Annotated in this window: 19 protein-coding genes; 13 read left to right on the top strand and 6 right to left on the bottom strand. The window is 62.8% G+C overall.

Annotated features, from left to right (window positions below):
• Positions 1 to 109 precede the first annotated feature (109 nt).
• The 7 genes from MUN81_RS00975 (at position 110) to recJ (ending at position 9460) form a co-directional block, all read left to right on the top strand.
• Positions 110 to 817 (top strand): type III pantothenate kinase, encoded by a 708-nt coding sequence (locus MUN81_RS00975; protein ID WP_245114540.1) that lies wholly within the window; start codon positions 110 to 112, stop codon positions 815 to 817.
• An 18-nt stretch (positions 818 to 835) separates the two neighbouring features.
• On the top strand, positions 836 to 2179 hold the full coding sequence (locus tag MUN81_RS00970; protein ID WP_245114539.1) for a hypothetical protein: 1344 nt from the start codon (positions 836 to 838) through the stop codon (positions 2177 to 2179).
• 27 nt (positions 2180 to 2206) lie between these two features.
• Complete coding sequence (lptC, locus tag MUN81_RS00965; RefSeq protein WP_245114538.1) at positions 2207 to 2770, top strand: LPS export ABC transporter periplasmic protein LptC; 564 nt, start codon at positions 2207 to 2209, stop codon at positions 2768 to 2770.
• A gap of 24 nt (positions 2771 to 2794) precedes the next feature.
• Positions 2795 to 3058: a hypothetical protein gene (locus tag MUN81_RS00960; protein WP_245114537.1), complete on the top strand. Its 264-nt coding sequence runs from the start codon at positions 2795 to 2797 to the stop codon at positions 3056 to 3058.
• 176 nt (positions 3059 to 3234) lie between these two features.
• On the top strand, positions 3235 to 5358 hold the full coding sequence (locus MUN81_RS00955; RefSeq protein ID WP_245114536.1) for a SurA N-terminal domain-containing protein: 2124 nt from the start codon (positions 3235 to 3237) through the stop codon (positions 5356 to 5358).
• 188 nt (positions 5359 to 5546) lie between these two features.
• Positions 5547 to 7370 (top strand): tetratricopeptide repeat protein, encoded by a 1824-nt coding sequence (locus MUN81_RS00950; protein WP_245114535.1) that lies wholly within the window; start codon positions 5547 to 5549, stop codon positions 7368 to 7370.
• A gap of 350 nt (positions 7371 to 7720) precedes the next feature.
• A complete protein-coding gene (gene recJ, locus MUN81_RS00945) occupies positions 7721 to 9460 on the top strand; it encodes a single-stranded-DNA-specific exonuclease RecJ (protein ID WP_245114534.1) in 1740 nt (579 codons plus the stop codon).
• Between the two features lie 4 nt (positions 9461 to 9464).
• Here recJ and MUN81_RS00940 read toward each other — a convergent pair whose 3' ends face one another.
• Both MUN81_RS00940 and MUN81_RS00935 read right to left on the bottom strand, forming a co-directional pair.
• Positions 9465 to 10046 carry a hypothetical protein gene (locus MUN81_RS00940; RefSeq protein WP_245114533.1) on the bottom strand — a complete coding sequence of 194 codons (582 nt, stop codon included), beginning with the start codon at positions 10044 to 10046 and terminating at the stop codon, positions 9465 to 9467.
• A gap of 46 nt (positions 10047 to 10092) precedes the next feature.
• Positions 10093 to 10449 carry a DoxX family membrane protein gene (locus MUN81_RS00935; RefSeq protein ID WP_245114532.1) on the bottom strand — a complete coding sequence of 119 codons (357 nt, stop codon included), beginning with the start codon at positions 10447 to 10449 and terminating at the stop codon, positions 10093 to 10095.
• Between the two features lie 192 nt (positions 10450 to 10641).
• Between MUN81_RS00935 and MUN81_RS00930 the strand changes: the two genes are divergently transcribed.
• Both MUN81_RS00930 and MUN81_RS00925 read left to right on the top strand, forming a co-directional pair.
• Positions 10642 to 11802, top strand: coding sequence for an acyl-CoA dehydrogenase (locus tag MUN81_RS00930; RefSeq protein ID WP_245114531.1), 1161 nt, complete (start codon positions 10642 to 10644; stop codon positions 11800 to 11802).
• Between the two features lie 158 nt (positions 11803 to 11960).
• Positions 11961 to 12887 (top strand): AraC family transcriptional regulator, encoded by a 927-nt coding sequence (locus MUN81_RS00925; RefSeq protein ID WP_190926340.1) that lies wholly within the window; start codon positions 11961 to 11963, stop codon positions 12885 to 12887.
• Positions 12888 to 12967: 80 nt separating this feature from the next.
• Here the strand turns inward: MUN81_RS00925 and MUN81_RS00920 are convergent, their stop codons facing one another.
• On the bottom strand, positions 12968 to 13870 hold the full coding sequence (locus tag MUN81_RS00920) for a hypothetical protein (RefSeq protein ID WP_245114530.1): 903 nt from the start codon (positions 13868 to 13870) through the stop codon (positions 12968 to 12970).
• A 183-nt stretch (positions 13871 to 14053) separates the two neighbouring features.
• A complete protein-coding gene (locus MUN81_RS00915) occupies positions 14054 to 14404 on the bottom strand; it encodes a hypothetical protein (protein WP_245114529.1) in 351 nt (116 codons plus the stop codon).
• A gap of 335 nt (positions 14405 to 14739) precedes the next feature.
• Here MUN81_RS00915 and MUN81_RS00910 point away from each other — a divergent pair, with 335 nt between their 5' ends.
• The 4 genes from MUN81_RS00910 (at position 14740) to MUN81_RS00895 (ending at position 19505) form a co-directional block, all read left to right on the top strand.
• On the top strand, positions 14740 to 15429 hold the full coding sequence (locus tag MUN81_RS00910; RefSeq protein ID WP_245114528.1) for an NlpC/P60 family protein: 690 nt from the start codon (positions 14740 to 14742) through the stop codon (positions 15427 to 15429).
• 303 nt (positions 15430 to 15732) lie between these two features.
• Complete coding sequence (locus MUN81_RS00905) at positions 15733 to 17400, top strand: DUF1800 domain-containing protein (protein WP_245114527.1); 1668 nt, start codon at positions 15733 to 15735, stop codon at positions 17398 to 17400.
• A 19-nt stretch (positions 17401 to 17419) separates the two neighbouring features.
• A complete protein-coding gene (locus MUN81_RS00900; RefSeq protein WP_245114526.1) occupies positions 17420 to 18997 on the top strand; it encodes a DUF1501 domain-containing protein in 1578 nt (525 codons plus the stop codon).
• Positions 18998 to 19187: 190 nt separating this feature from the next.
• Positions 19188 to 19505, top strand: coding sequence for a hypothetical protein (locus MUN81_RS00895; protein WP_245114525.1), 318 nt, complete (start codon positions 19188 to 19190; stop codon positions 19503 to 19505).
• A 103-nt stretch (positions 19506 to 19608) separates the two neighbouring features.
• Here MUN81_RS00895 and MUN81_RS00890 read toward each other — a convergent pair whose 3' ends face one another.
• Positions 19609 to 20742: an energy transducer TonB gene (locus MUN81_RS00890; RefSeq protein WP_245114524.1), complete on the bottom strand. Its 1134-nt coding sequence runs from the start codon at positions 20740 to 20742 to the stop codon at positions 19609 to 19611.
• A 124-nt stretch (positions 20743 to 20866) separates the two neighbouring features.
• Positions 20867 to 21694: a TonB family protein gene (locus MUN81_RS00885; RefSeq protein WP_245114523.1), complete on the bottom strand. Its 828-nt coding sequence runs from the start codon at positions 21692 to 21694 to the stop codon at positions 20867 to 20869.
• Between the last annotated feature and the right edge of the window lie 3 nt (positions 21695 to 21697).

The raw sequence follows: 21697 nt of genomic DNA, 5'->3' as shown, positions 1-21697 counted from the left end.
GCTGAGCGCAGCCGAAGCATTTCTACCGTGAGAGTAACTATTACTTGCGCAGTAGAAGTGTTTCGGCTGCGCTCAGCATGACGTCCTTTTTTAACCAGCTGTAAAAAACATGCATACCCTCGCCCTCGACATTGGCAACACGGCGGTGAAAGCCGGCTGTTTCGATGGCCCGGCGCTTCGCGAAATGGCGGCCGGCCTCACGGCAGCCGAAGTGCGGGCGCTGGTGAAGCGCTGGGCACCGCAGCGCCTCATCGTGGCCTCGGTGGCCGAGGCGGCCGTGCTGGCGGTGGAAGAACTGCAGGATTTGGTGCCGGGCGAAATCCTGGCATTTAGCCCGGGCACGACGCCCGTGCCCCTGCGCAGTGTCTACGCCACGCTGCACACGCTGGGCGCCGACCGACTGGCCGGCGCCGTGGGAGCGGCCAGCCTACGGCCCGGCCAGGACACGCTCATCATCGACGCCGGCACGGCCCTGAAACTGGACCTCGTGACGGCCGACGGCACCTACCACGGCGGCAGCATTGCGCCGGGGCTGAGCATGCGGCTGCGGGCGCTGCACCACTTCACCGGAAGGCTGCCGCTGCTGGAACTGCCCCCGCCCGATGCAACGATTCCGCTGGTGGGCGACTCCACTACCGGGAGCCTGCTAAGCGGCGTAGTGAACGGGACCGTGGCCGAAATCATGGGCCTGCTGGCGCACTACCAGCAGCGCTACCCACGCCTCGGCGTGCTGCTTACCGGGGCGATGCCGCTTTTCTGTCGGCCCGTCTCCCGGCTCGTATCTTTGTGGTGCCTGAGCTGGTGCTGCTCGGCCTAAATCGGATTTTAGCTTATCATGTTGTCAAATAAAGAGATGGGGCGCACGGGGTTGGGCCTGGTGCTGGTGGGGTCGATGGTGGTGTTGGCAGGCGGCGCGCAGGCGCAGGGCCTCGGCAACTCGCCGTACTCGCGCATTGGCCTGGGCGAGTTCAACGCCAATACCGGCGGCGTGCGCCAGATGGGCATGGGCGGCGTGGGCCTGGCGGCTCCCAACGCAGTGAACGTGAACGAGCTGAACCCCGCGTTGCTCTACTACACCAGCCGCACCACGTTCGAGGCCGGTTTCAATGGCCAGTACAAAACGGTGAAGAACGCCACGGCTTCCAACCGCAGCGGCAGCGGCACGCTGGGCTATCTGTCCATGGCGGTGCCGCTCAGTTCGCGCTGGGCCGCCGCCGTGGGCCTCAAGCCCCTGAGCGCCGTCGACTACGAATCCAACATCCTGCAGGCGGTGGTGAACACTCCCACCGGCCAGCCCGCGCAGTCGCTGAAGCAGTACCGGGGCGAAGGCGGTATTTCGGAGGCCTACCTGGGCCAGGGATTTCGCGTGGCCAAGGGCCTGACGCTGGGCTTCACGGCGTCGTACGTGTTTGGGGTGATTGACGAAACCACCGCCACCACCGTGTCGACGGCCGACAACAGCGTGAGCTCGGTGAAAGTGGTGGAGCGGCAGCACACGCGGTACTCCGACTTTGCCTTCCGGGCCGGCGGGCACTACCGCAAGAGCATTGCCAAGGACCTGAGTGTGAACGTGGCCGGCGTGTACAGCTTCGCGCACAACCTCAAGGGCCAGCAAACCAACACCCAGGAGCGCGAAAACGCCGACGGTACCCTCACCGGCGTGCCCACTACCATCAGCGACGGGCGCGGCAGCGCTTTTGTGCCGGCGCTGGCACAAGTGGGCGTGAGCTTTGATAATGAGAAAAACTGGAGCCTCAACCTCGACGCCGCGCAGCAGCAGTGGTCGAAGTTCAGCAACTTCAATGGCACGGGCCCGGCCCTGAGCAACACGCTGCGCGTGGGCCTGGGCGGTGAAATCACCCCGGACCCGGGCTCGGTGGAGCATTACTTCCAGCGCGTGTCGTACCGCGCCGGCATCAGCCTGGGCCAGATGCCATACCAGGTGAGCGGCAAAACCCTCTACGACCGGTCGGTGAGCTGGGGATTCGGCTTCCCGCTGCCCACGGCCTCGGCCCTGGAGTCGACCACCATCAGCCTGGGCTTCACCTACGGCGTGCGCGGCAACACCGACGTGCTGAACGCGTCGTTGGGCACCAGCAATGTGCAGGAGAACTACATCCGCGGGCAGCTGGGCATCACGCTGAACAACCGCTGGTTCATCAAGCGCCGCCTGCAGTAATTGTTGTTTTAACCACAGCCAACCGACGTGCGCACGAGCAAGCAGCAAGGGTGGGGGAGCGCAGTGGTGCTGGTAGCACTGGTGCTGGCCGGCTGCGACAAGCAGAAGGTGACCGGCCCCACGCTGGTGTACACCGGCCCGCTGATGGAAACCACCAACGTGGTGGAGCTCATCAGCGACTCGGCCAAGCTGAAGTTTCAACTCACGGCGCCGCTGCAGCAGCAGTTTGAAAACAGCGACTTTGTGTGGCCCAAGGGCGTGAAGGTGACCTTCTACTCGCCCGACGGGAAGAAGACCGTCATGAACACCCTGACGGCGAAGTACGGCAAGTACGACAAGGCCAAAAACCTCTACACCATGCGCGGCAACGTGCAGGTGGTGAACGTGCCCAAAGCCCAGCGCATGGACACCGAAGAGCTGTTTTTCGACAAGAACAAGCAGATTATCTACACCGACTCGGCCATGGCCGTGCGGGTAGAAACGCCCACGGAAATCCTGTCCGGCCACGGCTTGTGGGCCCGGCAGGACCTGAACCCCTACCGCATCTACAACCCCACGGGCATCATCGACAAGGTGGGCGCGGGCCTCTAACGCGCCCGGCCGGCGTTGCTACTTATGAAATTCGACAAATCCCTGTTGCGCACCATCCTGTTTGCCGTGGGCGTGGTGGCGCTGGTCATCGGCATCTACCAGACCATTTACTACAACGACCTGGGCCGCAACTACTGGATTTTCATGGTTTCGACGGTGTGCTGGATGCCGCTGCTGTACTGGCGGCAGCAGGAGCGGGTGGCCGCCAAAATAGCCGAGCAGGAAGCCAAGCTGGCCCGGCAAAACCGCGCCAAAACGCCGGCCAAATCGACCAAAAAGCGCCGCTAAGACGGCGCCGCCGGGTTCGCCGCGAAGCGCATGCCCTGGCCAATAACGGCTAACGAGGTGGGTTTTAGCGGGCTAGTTTAGGACTTTAAATCCGGCAAAACTTTGATTCCCGGCCAAATTCTGGTTATTTTGCGCCTCTTTTGACCAATACAGACGCTGAATTTTTTGACAAGTAAATGGCTTTAATTAACACGATTCGGGAAAAATCAGGCGTAGCGGTGGGCCTTGTGGCCATCGGCATGCTGCTCTTCATTGTGGGCGGCGACCTGGTGGGCGGCAAAAACCGCCTGTTTAACCGCAACGACACCGTGGTAGGCGAAGTGGCCGGCCAGAAGGTGGAGCTTGAAGAATACAACGCCGCCCTGGAGCAGGCCAAGCAGGCCTTCGCGGCCCAGCAGCAGCGCCAGCCCGACGAGCAGGCCCTCGGCTACCTGCGCGACCAGGCCTGGAACCAGACCATCTACCGCCTGGCGTTCCAGCCGGAGTGGGAAAAGCTGGGCCTGACCGTGAGCGACGACGAGCTGTGGGACATGGTGCAGGGCGACAACGTGAACCCCGGCATCAAGCAGGCCTTCACCGACCAGAAAACGGGTCAGTTCGACAAAGCCCGCCTCATCCAGTACCTGCAGAACCTCGACAAGCTGCCCCCCGAAAACCAGGCCGCCTGGCGCAACTTCGAAGCCAACCTGCCCGCTGAGCGCCTGGCCAACAAGTACAACGCTCTGCTGAAAAACTCGGTGTACGTGACCTCGGCCGAAGCCAAGCGCTTCGAAATGAACCAGAACACCAAAGCCGTGGTGAAGTACCTGTTCGTGCCCTACGCCACCATCTCGGACTCGGCCGTGAAGGTGACCGACGAGCAGCTGCAGGCCTACCTCGACAAGAACAAGAGCAAGTACAAAGTAGAAGAAGGCCGCTCGGTGGAGTACATCACCGTGCCGGTGGTGGCTTCGAAAGAAGACAGCACGGCCGTGAAAAGCCAGATTGCCGAGCTGACCACGCAATTTGCCTCGGCTCCGGTCGACTCACTGTTTGTGATGCAGAACTCGGAGCAGCCCTACAACAAGGCCTTCCGCAGCCCCGCCGACCTGCCCGAAGAGCTGCGCAAGCAGCTGCCCCTCTCCACCGGCAAAGTATACGGCCCCTACGCCGAAGCCGGCACCTACTCGCTGTACAAAGTGACGGGCATGAGCACCGGCAAAGACGCCGCTGCCCGCGCCAGCCACATCCTCATCAAGCCCGAAGGCACCACGCCCGAAGCCAAAGCCGCCGCGAAGGCCAAGGCCCAGGACATCCTCAACAAAATCAAAGGCGGTGCTGATTTTGCCGCTATGGCGCGTCAGTTCGGCACCGACGGCACCAAGGACCAGGGCGGCGACCTCGGCTGGTTCGGCCAGGGCCGCATGGTGCCCGAGTTCGAGAAAGCCATTTTCGGCGCCACCAGCACCGGCCTGCTGCCCAACGTGGTGGAAACGTCGTTTGGCTACCACGTCATCAAAATCACGGCCGTTCCCACCAAGCAGACCTACCAGGTGGCTGAAGTGAAGAAGACCATTGCTCCGAGCGACGCCACCCGCGACGCTGCCTACACCCGCGCCCAGGCCCTGAAAGGCCAGGCCACGGACCTGGCTAGCTTCCGCGCCCTCACCACCAAGGACAAGACCCTGGTGAAGCAGGAAGCCAAGAACCTCGACGCTTCGGCCCGCACCGTGAACAACCTGCAGAACGCCCGTGAGATGGTGCGCTGGGCCTTCGGCTTCAACCCTAACGGCTCGACCACCAAAGTAGGCGACGTGTCGGAAGTGTACGAAATGGGCGACCAGTACGTCATTGCTGTTCTCACCGACGAGCGCGCCAAAGGCACCGCCACCGTGGAAAGCCTGCGTCCCGAGCTCACCGCCCTGGTGCGCAACGAAGAGAAGGCCAAGCAAATCATGGCCAAGCTGCCCACCGCCGGCACGCTGGAAGAAATGGCCGCCAAATACGGCCCCACCGCTCAGGTAGGCACCGCCGACAACGTGGTGCTCGGCCAGGGCAGTCTCACCAACGTGGGCTTCGAGCCCCTGGCCGTGGGCAAAGCCTTCGCGCTGAAAACCGGCCAGAAGTCGGCCCCCATTCAGGGTGAGCAGGGCGTGCTGGTGGTGGAGCCCCAGACCGTGACCACCGCTCCGGTTCCGGCCGACCTGAAAGCCGTGCAGCAGCAGCTGGCCCAGCAGCGCGCCCAGCAGCAGGACGGCAAGATTTACGAGGCCATCAAGGCCCACGCCAACGTGAAAGACAACCGCGCCAAGTTTTTCTAAGGCGCCCGGCTTCTAGGTTGAAAAGGGCCGTACCTTCGGGTGCGGCCCTTTTTCGTTTGTAAGCGTCATTGGCCGCCGCGCAGCAAACCGGCGGCTGCCCCCGCAGTTGGTAGTGAACGAACGCGCCCGAGCCCGGCGTTTGCGTTCAGTGCCTATTTGTTGGCTGCCCTTACCTTGTTCCTTCTTTTATGCGTCCGCATTCCCTCGTTATGGCCGCCTCGCTGCTGCTGGCGTTGCCTGGACTGGCCCAGCCCACCAAAACCTGGGCCCCCCTGAGCAGCACCGCGCTGGCCCAGGACTATGCCCGCCGCGGCGAGCACGAGAAAGTGGTGTTTCTGTTCGAAAAGCTGTCGGCCGAAGAGCAGGCCAGCCCGGCTGTATTTCCGGTGTATCTGAATTCGCTACAGGCCCTAAAGCGCTACAAGGATGCCGAAAAAGTGGCCAAAAAAGCCGTGAAGCTACACCCGGAAGACGCCACCTACGGCGTGGCGTTGGGGGGCGTGTACGTTGCGGCCGGCGACAAAGCCGCGGCCGACAAGCAATGGCAGAAAGTACTGGCTCAGCTCAGCACCGCACAGGTGGTGCCGGTGGCTACCGAATTTAGCCGCCGCGAGCTGCCCGAGTGGACCGAGCGCACCTACCTGCGCGGCCGCGCCCTGGCCAAAAACGACACCGAGTACGCGCCACAGCTCATCCAACTATACACCCAGACCCAGAACCAGCCCCAGGTGCTGGCCGAAACCCTGCACTTGGTAGCGCAGGACGAGAAGCAGCTGCCCTTCGTGCGCAACATGCTGCAAAACGCCCTGCGCGAAGACAAGGATTTTGATGCCCTCGAAAAGCTCTTGCTGACCGCTACGCAGAAACACCCCGACCAGTCGGCTTACAGCGAGCTGTTGCTGTGGCTACAGGTGCAGCGCAAGGACTTCGGCGGGGCGCTAGTGCAGGCCCGCGCCCTCGACCGGCGCAGCAAAGGCGAAGGCCGCCGCGTGATTGAACTGGCCGCCATCGCGCAGCAGAACAAGGACTATGAAAGCGCCATCGACGGCTTCGCCTACGTGGCCAAAGAATACCGCAACGGCCCGTATGGCAATTTTGCTCGTCAGCGCCTGTTGCAGGCCCGCGAAGCCCAGGTGAGCACCACTTACCCCGTCGACCTGGCCAAAGTGCGCGCCTTGGTCACGGAATACGAGCAACTGCTGACCGAGCTGGGCCGCACGCCTGACACGGCCCCCGTGCTGCGCAACCTGGCCAACCTGTACGCCTTTCAGCTCAGCGACCGGCCCAAGGCCATGGCCTTGTTGCAGGAAGTCATCGACATGCCCCGCGCCAGCGACGAAGTGGTGGACGAGGCCAAAATCACCCAGGCCGACCTATACCTGCTGAAAGGCGAGCCCTGGGAAGCCACGCTGCTGTACTCGCAGGTGGAGAAAACGCATAAGGACTCGCCGCTGGGCTACGAGGCCAAGCTGCGCAACGCCCGCCTGAGCTACTACGCCGGCGATTTCAAGCTGGCCCAGAGTCATCTCGACATTCTGAAAGAAGCCACCACCCGCGAGATTGCCAACGACGCCATGCAGCTTTCGCTGCTGATTCAGGACAACACCGTGGAGGACACGCTGGGCCTCGGCCTCAAGGCCTACGCCGCCGTGGAGCAGCTGGTGTTTCAGAACAAGATAAAAGAGGCCATTGCGGGGCTGGATGCGCTGCTGGAGAAGTTTCCCGGCCATTCGTTGTCCGATGACACGTACTACCTGAAGGCCCAGCTGCAGCGCCGCACCGGCGACTTTCCCGGCGCCATTGCCACGCTCGAGCGCATTACCAACAACGTGAAGTACGACGTGCTGAGCGACGACGCCCTCTTTCTCATGGCCCGCATTCAGGAGGAAGACCTGAAAGACAAAGGCAAAGCCCAGGAGCTCTACAACCAGTTGATAGTGAAATACCCTGGCAGCATTTACGTGGCCGAGGCCCGTAAGCGCTTCCGCAAGCTGCGCGGCGACGGGGTGTAGGTTTTGGTGGGGCTGTAAAAAGAACGTCATGCTGAGCGAAGTCGAAGCATCTCTACCGCGAGAGAATAATTACTGCCACGGTAGAGATGCTTCGACTTCGCTCAGCATGACGGGCTAGTTTCCTGTTGCCCTAAATTTCTTACCCGAAAAACACGAACATCAGCGCCAGGGCCAGAATAAATACGACGTACATCAGGCCATCGGACAGGATGTACTGGCGGTATTTGCGGTAAAATTCCGGTAGTTTGCTCATGGTCTGCGGCAATGGGGGAGGCGCGGCGCAAAGGTACGCCGCGCCGCTGCGGGCCCGGTTTGGTCGTACTTTTGCAGCCATTTTGACGAAGTATCCGATGCCCATATCCGCTGGTAAGCGCTGGAATTATATCCCCGAAACCGACCCCGCTGCCGCCCTCCGGCTGACGCAGGCCCTCTTCATTGCCCCTGAGATAGCCGCCCTGCTGGTGCAGCGCGGCATCGACACGCCCACCGCGGCCGCGGCCTTTTTCCACCCCGACCTGCGCCAGTTGCCCAACCCGCTGCTGATGCGCGACATGGACCGCGCCGTGGCCCGCCTCGCCCGCGCCTTGCACGATGGCCAGAAGGTGCTGGTGCTGGGCGACTACGACGTGGACGGCATTACCTCCGTGGCCACGGTGATGAGCTACCTCACGCCCTTGTTTGGGGCCGAGCGCCTGCGCGACTACATCCCCGACCGCTACACAGAGGGCTACGGCATCTCGCAGAAAGCTGTCGATTTTGCGGCTGACAACGGCTTTGCACTCATTGTGGCACTCGATTGCGGCATCAAGGCCGTGGAGCAGGTGGCCTACGCCACGAGTCGGGGCGTCGATTTCATCATCTGCGACCACCACCTGCCCGGCGAGGAGCTGCCCGCCGCCGTGGCCGTGCTGGACCCCAAGCGCGCCGATTGTGAATACCCTTATAAGGAGCTTTCTGGCTGCGGCGTGGGCTTCAAGCTGATGCAGGCGTTGGGCGAGCACCTCGGCCTGCCGCAGGAGCCGCTACACGATTTGCTCGACCTCGTGACGGTGAGCATTGCGGCCGACATCGTGCCCATCACCGGCGAAAACCGCATTCTGGCCGCCCACGGGCTGCGCCGCTTCAACGAAGACGCCCACTTGCTGCGCCCGGGCCTGGCGGCCCTGCGCGAGCTGGCCACCCTGCGCGAGGGCCCGTTGGGCATCAGCAGCTTGATATTCGGGTTTGCGCCGCGCATCAACGCCGCCGGCCGCATGGGCGACGCCCGCCGCGCCGTGGCCATGCTCCTGGCCCCCGACCAGCAGGAAGCCCGCTACACCGCCGAAGTGGTGGACCAGATGAACCAGCAGCGCCGCGGCTCCGACCAGCACACCACCCAGGAGGCGCTGGACATGATTGCGGGCAGCCCCACGCTGCAAAATGCCCACGCCACCGTGCTCTACAAGGCCGACTGGCACCAAGGCGTGCTCGGCATCGTAGCCTCGCGCTGCCTCGACCAATACTACCGCCCCACCGTCATCCTGACGCAGCGCGATGGCAAGGCTACCGGCTCGGCCCGCTCGGTGGCGGGGTTCGACGTGCACGAGGCCCTGGAAGCCTGCGCGCCGCTGCTCGACCAATTTGGCGGGCACCGCGCTGCCGCTGGCCTCACGCTGAAAGTTGAGAACGTGCCCGCTTTCCAGCGCCGCTTCGAGGAAGTGGTGGCCGGCACCCTCACCACCGAGCACTTGGTGCGGCCGGTAGAAGTGGCCGCCGTACTGCCCATTGGCCGCATCAACGAAGAATTCTTCGCCGAGCTGCGCCGCATGGAACCTTTTGGCCCCAGCAACCCCAACCCGGTCTTTGCCTCGCAGCGCCTCATTGCCGTGCCGCACAGCGCCCGCGTGGTAGGCCAGGGCCACCTCAAGCTGCGCCTGGCGTCGGCCGACGCGCAGGGCCCGGCCGTCGACGCCATCGGCTTCGGCCTAGCCGATTACCTGCCGCAGATTGAGCAAGGCCAACCCTTTAGCGCCTGCTACACGGTGGAGCTGAACGAGTACCGCGGCCAGCGCAGTGTCCAGCTGCGGTTGCTGGACGTGCGCTGGGAGTAGGCGGCTAGTCGGCCGACGGCAGGGCGCGGAAGTAGTAGAAGGTTTTTTTGGTGGACAAAGCCAGCGTGGGCTGAGCCATGTGCATCAGGTAGTCGCCGCGCACGAACAGCCACCGCGAATTGGGGAGGTTGAGGTCTTGCGCGTAGTCAAGCAGCTCCAGGCGCGTGAGAACGTGGTTTTCGTGGCGCTCAATCAGGGTTTTGCGGCCTTTAGCGTCGTAGAATACCACCTTATCCAGCTCCACGCCGAAGCGGCGCTTGATGGTTTGGGTTTTGACGACGCCGGCCCCGGCCGGGGTGCTCACGCCGGAATAGAACGACGACACGCCCTTGGCCTTGGCGTAGGCCTGCACGCGGCGGTGGGCACTGCCCAGCGAGCCCTCCGAAGACTTGAAAAAGCCCATGCGGCTTTCGGCTTCGCTGCGAACGGCTTCCACCCGGCGCATCAGCGAGTCGTGGGCGGCGGCGTAGCGGGCGGGCTGGTCGGCAGTAATGCCCGAAGCAGTGGCCGATTGGGGAGTGGTTTGGGCGCAGGCCCAGGCCGAGCTGCCCAGCAGCACGCCGGTCAGCAAAACATTGCTTGTCATAAAAGACGGGTTGGTAGAAAACGGGCGCAAGCTACTGCGCACTTGCTTACCGCATGGCCCGCCATACCCACCACAGCAGCGGCAGCTGCAACGGCAGCCGGCCCCAGGCCACCCAGCCGGGAATGCCCAGCTTATGGTGAATGAGGGCCATGTACACGTTGGCCGGAAACACCGCCACCAGCAACGCCAGCAAACCCCAGCCGGCCAGCTTTCGCGTGGGCTTCAGCAGCAGCCCCAGCCCACCCAGCACCTCAAAAATACCGCTGGCGTACACCAGCGCCCGGGGCTGCGGCAGCTGCGGCGGCATAATGGCCAGATAAGTAGCCGGGTGCGCAAAATGCCAGCAGCCGGCCGCTACAAAAAGCAGGGCCAACGCAATGCGGCTGAGCAGGTGAACGGTCATGAGGCCGTAAAGGTGGGACCGGAAAGCCGCCCCGCGGCCGTAGCGGTTTATACTGAAAAATGCAGCTGACGCAAGAATCTTTTGCTTCCTGTAAGTTGTCGTAGGCAAGGCAGGCCGACGGGACGACCCGCCTTGCCTAACGCCCGTTAGGACGTACTTTTGTGTCCTCAAATAATCATTCCCACCACGCCCATGCAAACCGCCACTTCCTCTAACATTTACCAACTCTCCGAAGAGCAGCTCGCCGTGCGCGACGCCGCCCGGGACTTTGCCCAGAGCGAGCTGTGGGCCGGCGTCATCGAACGCGACGAGCACCAGAAATTCCCCGCCGAGCAGGTGAAGAAGATGGGCGAGCTGGGCTTCATGGGCATGATGGTGAGCCCCGAGTACGGCGGCTCCGGCCTCGACACCGTGAGCTACGTGCTGGCCATGGAAGAAATCTCGAAGGTCGACGCCTCGTGCTCGGTCATCATGAGCGTAAACAACTCGCTGGTGTGCTGGGGATTAGAGAAATACGGCACGGAGGAGCAGAAGCGCAAGTATCTGCCCCGCCTGTGCTCGGGCGAAATCATCGGCGCCTTCGCCCTGAGCGAGCCCGAAGCCGGCTCCGACGCCACCAGCCAGCGCACCACCGCCGAAGACAAGGGCGACCACTACCTGCTGAACGGCACCAAAAACTGGATTACCAACGGCACCACGGCCTCGGTCTACCTCGTCATTGCCCAAACCAACCCCGAGTTGAAGTCGCGCGGCATCAACGTCCTCATCGTCGACAAGGACATGCCTGGCTTCATCCAGGGTCCCAAGGAGAACAAGCTCGGCATCCGCGGCTCCGACACCTGCTCGCTGATGTTCACCGACGTGAAAGTGCCCAAAGAAAACCGCATCGGCGACGACGGCTTCGGCTTCAAGTTTGCCATGCAGGTGCTGGCCGGCGGCCGCATCGGCATTGCGGCCCAGGCGCTGGGCATTGCCTCTGGTTCTTTGGAGCTTAGCCTAAAGTACGCCAAGGAGCGCAAGGCCTTCGGCGTGCCGATTTCGCAGCACCAAGCCATCCAGTTCAAGCTGGCCGACATGGCCACCAACGTGGACGCCGCCCGCCTGCTCTGCCTGCAAGCCGCCGCCGACAAAGACGCCGGCCAGGACTACGGCCGCTCGGGCGCCATGGCCAAGCTCTTCGCCTCCAAAGTGGCCATGGATGCGGCCGTGGAGGCCGTGCAGATTCACGGTGGCTACGGCTTCGTGAAGGAGTACCACGTGGAGCGCCTCATGCGCGACGCCAAGATTACCCAGATTTACGAGGGTACTTCTGAAATTCAGAAAATTGTGATTTCGCGGGATATCCTCAAGTAATCCGCGAATTGCCTAAAATTCAGATTCATTGCACAAAACCCAGCCACTTTTTGGCTGGGTTTTTAGTTTTTGTGAATTTCAAGGTGTTATCTTGCACTGCGGTAGCCGCATATCCGGCCCAGCCGCTCCCTAAATCCGCCGCTTTGGCACCTTGAATTATGGAAGATTACAATAAAGTCATCGAATCGTTGGGCGTGCGCTACATCAAGGCGAAGAACCTGGTGTTGCACCAGCCCTTCACTGTGCGCAATTCTTACGACGTCGGCAATAACCTCATCCTTCTGCACAAAGGCCACATCACTTTCGGTGAAGAAGAGATGGTGGTGGAAGAAGGCGAAATGCTGTTCATCCCCGGCGGCCGGCCCACCCGCGTGAGCTACGGCCAGGACCCCAAAGGCCGCGTCATTACCAACGACGACCTGATTACCAACAAGGACAAGTTCTTTCATTCCAACGACAACCTCGACCTCATCGGCGAAGCCGACGAAAGCCACAGCTTCGTGAGCTTCGAGGCCAAGGTGTTCGACTCGGTGAACTTCTTCGCCTCGCTCGACGTGCCGGCCTTCCTCATCTCGGGGCAGCCCAAGCTGGCCAACCTCGTGATTAAGGTGGTGGAGGAGAGCATTCAGGACTTGCCGGGCCGCGAGCGCCTCATCAACATCTACACCGAGAACATCGTGGTGGAAGTGGTGCGCTACGTGCTGCGCAACAACATGTTTGTGGAGCAGTTGGCCACCAACAGCACCTACTTCAAAGACCCGCGCCTGATTGACCTGTTCAACTACATCAAGGAGAACCTGGGCGGCGACTTGTCGAACAAGGTGCTCTCGGGCGTGGCCAACGTGAGCGAGGACTACGTGGGCCAGTATTTCAAGATGTTGACCAACATCAACCCGCAGGACTACATCGAATACCAGCGCATGGAGCGCGCCGTGTTCCTGCTGCGCACCACCAAGAAAAGCATCCGCGACATCGGCAAGGAAGTGGGCTACAAAGACACGGCTTACTTCTGCCGTCGCTTCAAGATGATGTTCGGCATCCCGGCCGGCAAAATGCGCCGCCGCGAGTCGGCCATGAACATCTAAGGCATCGGTTTTGGATTGACCACAAAAAAGCCCTGCTTCAACTTGAAGCGGGGCTTTTTTGTGGTCAATCCGCCGGCGGTCTATTCGATGCTGCGGAAGTCGTCGTTTTTGCGGTAGCTGTTTTCGGAGGTGCGGGCACCGGAGTCGCCGCTGCCCGACGAAGACGAGCCGAAGCCCGAGCCGCTGTCCGAACGGCCGCTGCCGCCCAGAATGCCACTGTTGCTGCTGTGGCCACGGTCGGCGTTGGTGGAGCTGCTGCTGTAGCTGCTGCCGCTGTTGTGGCTGGAGCCGCTGTTGCTGCCGTAGCTCGAATTTCTGGAATTGTCGTAGCTAGAGCCGCTGCCGCCGTAGCGGCTGCCGCTGTTGCCGTAGGGCGAGCCGCTATCCTGACGGCTGCTGGCGCCTGAGGCCGTGCGGCGGCTGGTGGAGGCATCGGGGGCTTGGTACCCGTAGCTGCGGCGGCCGTAGCTGCCGCTGCTCTGGCGGCCATAGTCAGAGCGCGAGGTGCTGTCCGACGGCTTACCGCCTTTGCGCAGGGCCAGCCAGCCTAAGCCGGCGGCCAGAATGGCGCCGCCCACTACTTTCTGAGTGGTGCTGAGCTCACCCACGCGCGACAGTGCCCGCGAGCCCCAGTCCTTCACGCCTTGCGGCAACTGGTTCACGCTGTCGAGCACGCCCGAGTCCTGAATCCATTTTTTGCCGCTTTCCATGGCCGTATCGAGCAGGTTGGCTTGGTCGCCATTGGTTTGCTGGCCTTCGCCCTGGCGGTCAGCGCCGGCGTTGGCAGAGGTCTGGCTCGAAGCGTCGGCGCTGGCCGAAGTGTTCTGCGCGCTGCTGGTGCTGCGGCCCGAAGCCGCTTTGCGGCTGCTGCCGGTTGCGGCGTCGTTGCCGAGGCCGGTGCTGCCGGTGGGGGTGCCGGCGTTTTGGTTGCGCACGTCGTCGCCCGCCATCGGCGAGCCCGGTTGATTGGGTTGGTTATCCATGGTGAAAGGAAGGAAAAGTGGAGGTGGAAATAGAAAGAAAAAGCTAGGCGTAACGCGAGGGCTACGGGGGCTTTTATTCGTAAGTCCGTCGGGATAAGTTGCGTTAGCACTCAATCTTTTGCCTGGCCAACGTTGGCTCAAACCCGCTATTTCCACCACCCTAGCCAGCCGGGCAGGGCGGCCTTAGGCTTGGCTGGCGTGCCGGGGCAAGGGCCGGAGCACGTGGGCCGGGTCGGCGAGCACCACGCGGCGTGCTTCTTCGCGCGCCTCCACTTCATACTTGTTGTGGAAATAGCCCACCCGAGCCGACTCCACGAGGTATTTCCAGAGGAAGGGCAGCAGGCCGTGCTCCTTGTATTGGCGCAGGTGCACGGCTTCGTGGGCTACCCATTCGGCATCGGCCAGAAACTCCTCGCGAGTGGCGCCGCTCAGGTGCACGGTCTGGCCCACCACCATGGCCACGCGGGGGGCGCGCAACACCATGCGGGCTATGCGGGCGAGGGGAGAACGGGTCCAGGTTCGGAGATTTTGCATAAAGCAAGATAGCGAAATAGTGAAGCCGCGCTATTACGGCAAAGCAGAAGCCATGGTTGCAAGCATAAAAAATATTATTCAACTAATAAATTGACTTTAATAAAGAAAATTTGAATTTTTTTCACAAAAAGTGTGGAGCTTATCAAAAGTTTAGGCTAGCTTTACCCAACGACCAATTCTAAGGGGAATATAATTTTCCCGGTCCGACTGCTTTTTCCCTTCTTTTCATCCGGCCCAGCACGGCTTCGCCTATCGCCTAAGAAAACTACTAGCCCGGCTCTTTTTGCGACTTTGCAAGAACCCGGATTTGTGCTCCCAACCCCTAACGACGGACAATGAAACATAGCATTCTGTATTGCCTCGCCGCTGGCTCCATGGCCCTCTCTTTCTTCTTCGAACGTGCTCCCGATGCTTCGGCCACGGCTCGTGCCACCGCGGCACCGGCCGTAGCCGAAGCATCGCTGCTTCCGGCCCTGACGATGAGTGAGCCCATTAAACCCGCCGGCACGCCCGCCAATACGCCCGTAGAAAAGCCCGCCGCGCCCACCGCCGCCGAACTGGCCGCCTCGCGCGACTCGCTGGCCTACCACTACTATGCCCAAACCCTGGGCCTGCGCCTGGCGTTCGACGAGAACAAGGACCTGCTTCGCACCGTGACCGACTGGATTGGGACGCCCTATTCGTATGGCAGCAACTCGCGCAAAGGCACCGACTGCTCCGGCTTCGTGACCCGCGTGTTCCGGGAGGTGTACGGCATCAACCTGGTGCACTCGTCGCGCGCCATGTTCAGCACCACCAAGCGGGTGGCCAAGGCCGAGATGGAAACCGGTGACTTGGTGTTTTTCCGCCGGGGCAAAGGCCCGATTTACCACGTAGGCATCTACCTGAAAGACGGCAAGTTTGCCCACTCCGCCACCAACGGCGGCGTGATGGTGAGTTCGCTGAACCAGCCGTATTACCACCGCAATTTTTACGCTGCCGGCCGCGTGCGCGCCGCCGCCGAGGCCGACGGCACCGACAACTAAGCGCCCCGCACCGATGTGCAAGGCAAAGCGCCCGGCCCCTGCGGCCGGGCGCTTTTTTTTAGGTGTTTACCGAGACTTTGGAGCCATTGGCAGAGAAGGCAATGGTGGTTCTATTAAGAAAGTTGGATATTGAAGTTAAACCTGCTGGGGCTTCGTGGGTCCATGGTAAACCGTTGGCTTTTAAGAGTAAGCCTGTGGGTGGTTGAATTTCTTTGCTTTTGGCTTTTTTTCCCCTGCCTGCTTATGAATCGTAGACTTTTCCTCCAGCGAAACGCCACTGTTCTCAAGACTCCGGTTGCAGCAATGGCATTGCCAACGGCCGCCACGGCCGCGCAGGACCCGCCCGAAAAGGTGAGCCGCTACGCCAACAAGGTGCTGCCCACCGGGCTGTCGCGGGCCACGAGCACGCTGGCGCCCTATGTGGGCCCATGGGGCTATGAGCAAGCCGCGCACCTGCTACGGCGGACTATGTTTGGCCCCACGCGGCCCGACATACAAGCCGCGGCAGCTTCCAGCTTATCGGCCGTGCTTAACGGCCTGCTTACGGCTCCTGTTGCCCCCGACCCGCCCGTGAACGTGTCGACCACCGACACCAGCGTGCCCATCGGCCAGACGTGGACGGCGCAGGTGTTTGACCAGAATTTTGAGGGCGTGCGGCGCACCTCGCTGCGCGATTGGTGGCTGGGGCAGCTGCTGGGCCAGGGCGCCTCGCTGGCCGAAAAGATGACGCTGTTCTGGCACAACCATTTCGTGGTGGAGCTGGGCGACATCAACGATGCCCGCATGGGCTACGAGTACTGCCGGCTGCTGCGCCAGCACGCCCTGGGTAACGTGAAGCAGTTGGCCAAGGACGTGACCATCACGCCGGCCATGCTGCGCTACCTCAACGGCAACCAGAGCACCGCCGGCGCCCCCAACGAGAACTACGGCCGCGAGCTGCTGGAGCTCTTCACCGTGGGCAAGGGGCCGCTGATTGCGCCCGGCAACTACACCAACTACACCGAAGCCGACGTGCAGGCCGCCGCCAAGGTGCTCACGGGCTGGCGCGACCAGGCGGCGCCGGTAGGCAGCTACTTCACCGCCAGCCGCCACGATGGCACCACCAAGGTGTTTTCGTCGGCCTTCGGCAACGCCCGCATCGCGCCCAACGGCGCCAACGAATACATCGACCTGGTGAACCTGATTTTTCAGCAGGCCGAAACGGCGCGGTTTCTGGTGCGCAAGCTCTACCGCTGGTTTGTGTACTATGTGATTGATGCGCAGGTGGAAACCGACATCATTCAGCCCCTGGCCACGCTGCTGATTCAGAACAACTACGAGGTGGCGCCGGTGCTGCGCGCCCTGCTGAGCTCCGAGCATTTCTTCGATGCGTTGAACATGGGCTGCCTCATCAAGAGCCCGCTCGATTTCACGGTGGGCCTGTGCCGGCAGATGCAGATAGCGTTTCCGACGGCCGCCACCAGCGTGGTGGCCCAATACGGCATGTGGAACTACCTCAACGGCGTGGTGGCCCTGCAGCAGCAAACCCTCGGCGACCCGCCCAACGTGGCCGGCTGGGCGGCCTACTACCAAACCCCGCAGTTCCACGAGCTGTGGATAAACGCTGTGACGCTGCCGCGCCGCAACCAGATTACGGACCTGCTGATTGGCAGCGGCTACACGCGCAACAGCGTCAAAATCGTGATTGACCCGCTGGCGCTCACGCTGGCCATGCCGGCCGCCACGGCTTCGGACTGCAACCTGCTCATTGCCGAGTTTGTGCGGCTGATGGTGCCCATTGCGCTGACGGCCAACCAGCTCACCTTCCTGAAGTCGGCGCTGCTGCCCGGCCTGCCCGACTTTGAGTGGACCGTGGAGTGGCAGCAGTATCAGGCCGCGCCTACCAACACGGCCAAGAAAGCTGCCGTGACCACCAAGCTGCAAGCCATGCTGCGTGCCCTGATGGGCCTGGCCGAATACCATTTGTCTTAACGCCACCGGCTCCCTCACTATGAAGCGTCGCGATTTTTTACAGACCACGGCCGCTGCGGCGGCCGGCACCGCCCTGCTGAGCGGCATGCCCATTGGCGCCTATGGCTATTCGCCGCAGCTGGCGGCCCTCACCAACGCCACCACGCAGTCGGACAAGGTGTTGGTCATCATTCAGCTGCAGGGCGGCAATGACGGCCTGAACATGATAATTCCGCTGGACCAGTACCCGGCCCTGATGGCGGCGCGCGGCAACATTGCCCTGCCCCAGACGTCGGTGCTGCCGCTCACCACGGCCACGGGCATTCACCCGGCCATGGCGGCGCTGCACAACCTCTACCAGAACGGGCAGGTGGGCGTGGTGCAAAGCGTGGGCTACCCCAACCCCAACTTCTCGCACTTCCGGGCCACCGACATCTGGACCTCGGGCTCCGACTCGAACGTGACGCTGACCACGGGCTGGGCCGGCCGCTACCTCGACGGCGAATACCCCGGCTTTCCCATGGGCTTCCCCAATGCCCAGAACCCCGACCCGCTGGCCATCAGCATCGGCTCGGTGGTGAGCAACTGCGTGCAGGGCCCGAGCGTGAACATGGGCATGGCCATTGCCAGCACCTCGTCGTTTCTGCAGCTGCTGAGCGGCGGGGTGGATGCCGCCCCCAACACGCCGGCCGGGCACGAGCTCACGTTCATTCGGCAGGTGGTGAGCCAGACGCAGGTATACACCACGGCCATTCAGGCCGCCGCGGCGCGCGCGCAAACGCTTTCGCCCTTGTATCCCGCGGCCGGGCAGAACTCCCTGGCCGACCAGCTCAAAATAGTGGCTCAGCTGGTATCCGGCGGCCTGCAAACGCGCATCTACGTGTGCACGTTGGGCGGCTTCGATACCCACACCCTGCAGGTGCCTACCACGGGCAGCACCACTACTGGCACCCACGCCACCCTGCTGGGTAAGATTGCAGAGGCCGTGAACGCCTTTCAGGACGATTTGCGGCGGCATTCGGTGCAGGACCGGGTAGTGGGCCTCACGTTCTCGGAATTCGGGCGGCGCATCAAGTCGAACTCCGGCAACGGCACCGACCACGGCGCGGCGGCCCCGCTGCTGGTGTTCGGCACCAAGGTAAACCCCATGGTGCACGGCCCCAATCCCACGCTGCCCGCCAACGCCGGCGTGAACGACAACGTGGCCATGCAGTTCGATTTCCGCAGCGTCTACACCAGCATCTTGCAGGACTGGTTCCAGGTGACGCCGGCCACGCTCACGCAGTTGTTTGGGCGCAGCTTCCCCTACGTGCCCGTCCTGCGGCCCGGCGCCCTGCTGGGCACCGCCAGCCCGGCCGAGGTGGCCGATTTCACGGTGTACCCGAACCCGGTGCCGCGCGACGGCCGCACCACCGTGGCCTACGACAGCGCCGGCGGCCACGTGCAGGTGGTGTTGCTCGACACGCTGGGCCGTGAAGTGCGCCGCGCCGTGGACCGCGAGCTGCCCCGCGGCGCCCAGCAGCTGCCGCTGGACCTGAGTGGCCTGGCCCCCGGCGCCTACTACTGCCAGGTGCGCGAAGCCAGCCGCTCCGGCTCGCGCATTGTAGTGGTTGAGTAAGCCCGCTAACCGTCAGAATACAACCGCCAATAGTGCTGGCCTCGCCTCAGGGAGGTGGCCGGTGCTATTGGCGGTTTTTTGTGCAAAAGTGACTGAAAAGGTAGCCCCGCCAAGTCCTTTTGCGTAGAGGATTTTTCGGAGCCTGATTGTGCTCTGCTTTCCTTTCACCTCCTCCTTCATTCCCTTCTTTATGGAAGCGCAAATCGAACAACAACTCGAAAAAATCCTGCCCGAAGACCTCGCCCGCACCTTCGAGAGCGCCTACCACGTGTTTCAGGGCAACCACGACCACATGGATGACCTGCTGAAAAACGGCGGCGTGCTGCTGCGCAAAGCCGCACAGCGCTTCACGCCCACGCAAATGGTGGTGGGCATTGCGGCCCTGGCTGCCGTGGCTGTGGTGCTCATCAACCGCGCCAGCAGCGACGACCACGAAGGCGAAGCCCACGACGTGAGCAACCGCGACAACAAGCGTCAGCTGGGTGGCAAAGACCAGGATAAGAAATAGGCTTTAGTACAGCCCTTTAAAAAGCGGCGCCTAGTAATAGGTGCCGCTTTTTTTATGCCCGCAGGCGAGCCCCAGTCGGGCGGCTTTGCCGTAGGACCGGGGGCTACCGGATATCGACCAGCACCGGCACCACTAGCCGCACCGCCACGGCCTGCCCGCGGTGCCGCCCGGGCGTGAACCGCGGCAGGCGCAGCGCGGCCGCCACCACGGCCTCGTCCACGGGCCCGGCAATGCTTTTGAGCATCACGGGCCGGGTCACGCGGCCGTCGGGCTCCACCACAAAACTGACCTGACCTGTGCCATTGGCGGCGCGCTCGGGATAATGAATAAGCTCTTGCAGAGCAGATTGCAAAGCGCTGGGGCCAGCTTGGCCCGGCAGCTCCGGCATTTGTTCCACCTGGCTATATACCTGGTTTTCGGGCACGGGCGGCGCAGTGCCGGCCGCCGGGGCCGGGGGCCGAAACCAGATGTTCAGCGTTTGGTACACGGCTACGGGCTGGTCGTCGTAGCCGAGCGCGGGCTGCCAACGCGGCTGGCTGCGCACCAGGCGCAGGGCTTCTTCGTCGCAACTGGCGCAGAGCGGGCTCATTACCTCGGTGGCGCCCACGCGGCCGTCTGGCTTCAGTACGAAGCGCACCACGACGCGGCCCTGCAAGTCGCGCAGGCGCACTTCGTCGGGCGTGCTCAGGTTCTTTTGCACGTATTGCTCCAGCGCGGCCTCCCCGCCCGGAAAGCGGGCCGCCTGCGCCACCTCGTTGGCGGCGAATACGTGGCGCGGCGAGAGAAACATAACCGGCACGGTGAGCAGCGTGGCCACGGGCTGGCCGTTGTAGCGGCCGGGCACAAGGCGCGGCATACGGTGCACGGCGACCAGCGCGGCGGCGTCGCAGGCGGGGCTCAGAGACTGCACCACGGCCGCCTGCCGGGCCACGCCGCTCACCCCCACCACCACGCGCACAAACACGCGGCCTTCTACGCGGCCCTCGCGCACCTCGGCGGGCAGCTGCACCTGCTTTTGCACGGCTTTTACCAGGGCCAGGTTGCCGCCGCCGGTGGGCAGGGCCGGCATCTGCTCCACGTAGCTGAATACCTGCGCCGTGTCGGGCTCGTAGCGGCCGTAGTACTGGGCGGCCGCTGCGTGCGAGATGGCCGTGACCAGGAAGAGGACGAGCCAAAAGAGCGGCTGGGAGACGAAGGAAATGGGTGGCGGTGTGGAAGGATAAGCCGAGGAAGCCATGTCGCAAATTTATAGCGCGGCCAAACGCAAGCCGAACGGAAGCTTTCCTATTTGGAGCGGCACAAGAAGGTGCCACAAGTGACTCGGCAAAAGCAGAAAAGCCGCCGGGTTGATAAGCAGGGCGCTATTTGGCCTCTTCTGCCGCTGGGGCAGCAAACACAACGGGCGCTACGTAGCTCACCGAAACGGGCTTGCCATTCAGCTTGCCGCCCACGAAGCGCGGCAGCTTTTCGGCGGCGGCTATCGCGGCGGCATCACACGAGGCGTTGAGGCTCCGCACTACTTTGATGTCGTGCACCGTGCCGCTGGGGTCCACGATAAAGCCCACGAAGACCTTGTTGGGTTTTCCGGCGGCGGGAAGTTCGGCGGGCAGCACCAGTGCCTGCTGCAGCGCCCGCGCAATGGCCGCGGTGCCCCCGCCGCCGGGCAGCTCCGGCATTTGGTCGACGAGGGCGTACACCTGCGGCGCTTCCACGGCGCCGCCACTGGGGAGCCGAAACGTGATGGGCACTGTGAAGCTCACAGCGACGGGTTTGCCCTGCTGCATGCCGGGCTTGAAGCGCGGCAACTGCCGAACGGCCTCCAAGACGGCCTCGTCGCACCCGCCGCCAATCCCCTGGGCAATGCGAACGTCGCGCACCACTCCTTTTTTGCCTACAGTGAAATTGACCAACACACGGCCTTGAATACCCTGAGCAAGTGCCTGGCGCGGGTACTTGATGAGGCCTTGAATGGCCAGTACAATGGCCCGGTTGCCCCCGCCACCGGGCAGCTGGGGCATTTGTTCCACGTAGGTATACACTTGGCCCTCAATTTTCTCAATTTCGGGCGGTGTTGCCTGGCTGGTGGATGGCGTCGTCTGGGCCCTCGCCGGCGTTGCAGTTGCAAGCACCACGCACAAGAAGAGCAGTGAGGCAAATGGATGGCTGGGCAATGAGAACGAGCGGAGCATTGT

Source organism: Hymenobacter sp. 5317J-9, assembly GCF_022921075.1.
Lineage (GTDB): Bacteria > Bacteroidota > Bacteroidia > Cytophagales > Hymenobacteraceae > Hymenobacter.
The sequence above is the reverse complement of the archived record's forward strand: the minus strand, read 5'-3'. Positions and strand labels throughout refer to the sequence as shown.

Bases quoted from the DNA above. Each gene is read 5' to 3' on its own strand.
- MUN81_RS00975 (WP_245114540.1), top strand. From the start codon at position 110: ATGCATACCCTCGCCCTCGACATTGGCAACACGGCGGTGAAAGCCGGC.
- MUN81_RS00970 (WP_245114539.1), top strand. From the start codon at position 836: ATGTTGTCAAATAAAGAGATGGGGCGCACGGGGTTGGGCCTGGTGCTG.
- MUN81_RS00960 (WP_245114537.1), top strand. From the start codon at position 2,795: ATGAAATTCGACAAATCCCTGTTGCGCACCATCCTGTTTGCCGTGGGC.
- MUN81_RS00955 (WP_245114536.1), top strand. From the start codon at position 3,235: ATGGCTTTAATTAACACGATTCGGGAAAAATCAGGCGTAGCGGTGGGC.
- MUN81_RS00950 (WP_245114535.1), top strand. From the start codon at position 5,547: ATGCGTCCGCATTCCCTCGTTATGGCCGCCTCGCTGCTGCTGGCGTTG.
- recJ (WP_245114534.1), top strand. From the start codon at position 7,721: ATGCCCATATCCGCTGGTAAGCGCTGGAATTATATCCCCGAAACCGAC.
- MUN81_RS00940 (WP_245114533.1), bottom strand. From the start codon at position 10,046: ATGACAAGCAATGTTTTGCTGACCGGCGTGCTGCTGGGCAGCTCGGCC.
- MUN81_RS00935 (WP_245114532.1), bottom strand. From the start codon at position 10,449: ATGACCGTTCACCTGCTCAGCCGCATTGCGTTGGCCCTGCTTTTTGTA.
- MUN81_RS00930 (WP_245114531.1), top strand. From the start codon at position 10,642: ATGCAAACCGCCACTTCCTCTAACATTTACCAACTCTCCGAAGAGCAG.
- MUN81_RS00925 (WP_190926340.1), top strand. From the start codon at position 11,961: ATGGAAGATTACAATAAAGTCATCGAATCGTTGGGCGTGCGCTACATC.
- MUN81_RS00920 (WP_245114530.1), bottom strand. From the start codon at position 13,870: ATGGATAACCAACCCAATCAACCGGGCTCGCCGATGGCGGGCGACGAC.
- MUN81_RS00915 (WP_245114529.1), bottom strand. From the start codon at position 14,404: ATGCAAAATCTCCGAACCTGGACCCGTTCTCCCCTCGCCCGCATAGCC.
- MUN81_RS00910 (WP_245114528.1), top strand. From the start codon at position 14,740: ATGAAACATAGCATTCTGTATTGCCTCGCCGCTGGCTCCATGGCCCTC.
- MUN81_RS00905 (WP_245114527.1), top strand. From the start codon at position 15,733: ATGGCATTGCCAACGGCCGCCACGGCCGCGCAGGACCCGCCCGAAAAG.
- MUN81_RS00900 (WP_245114526.1), top strand. From the start codon at position 17,420: ATGAAGCGTCGCGATTTTTTACAGACCACGGCCGCTGCGGCGGCCGGC.
- MUN81_RS00895 (WP_245114525.1), top strand. From the start codon at position 19,188: ATGGAAGCGCAAATCGAACAACAACTCGAAAAAATCCTGCCCGAAGAC.
- MUN81_RS00890 (WP_245114524.1), bottom strand. From the start codon at position 20,742: ATGGCTTCCTCGGCTTATCCTTCCACACCGCCACCCATTTCCTTCGTC.
- MUN81_RS00885 (WP_245114523.1), bottom strand. From the start codon at position 21,694: ATGCTCCGCTCGTTCTCATTGCCCAGCCATCCATTTGCCTCACTGCTC.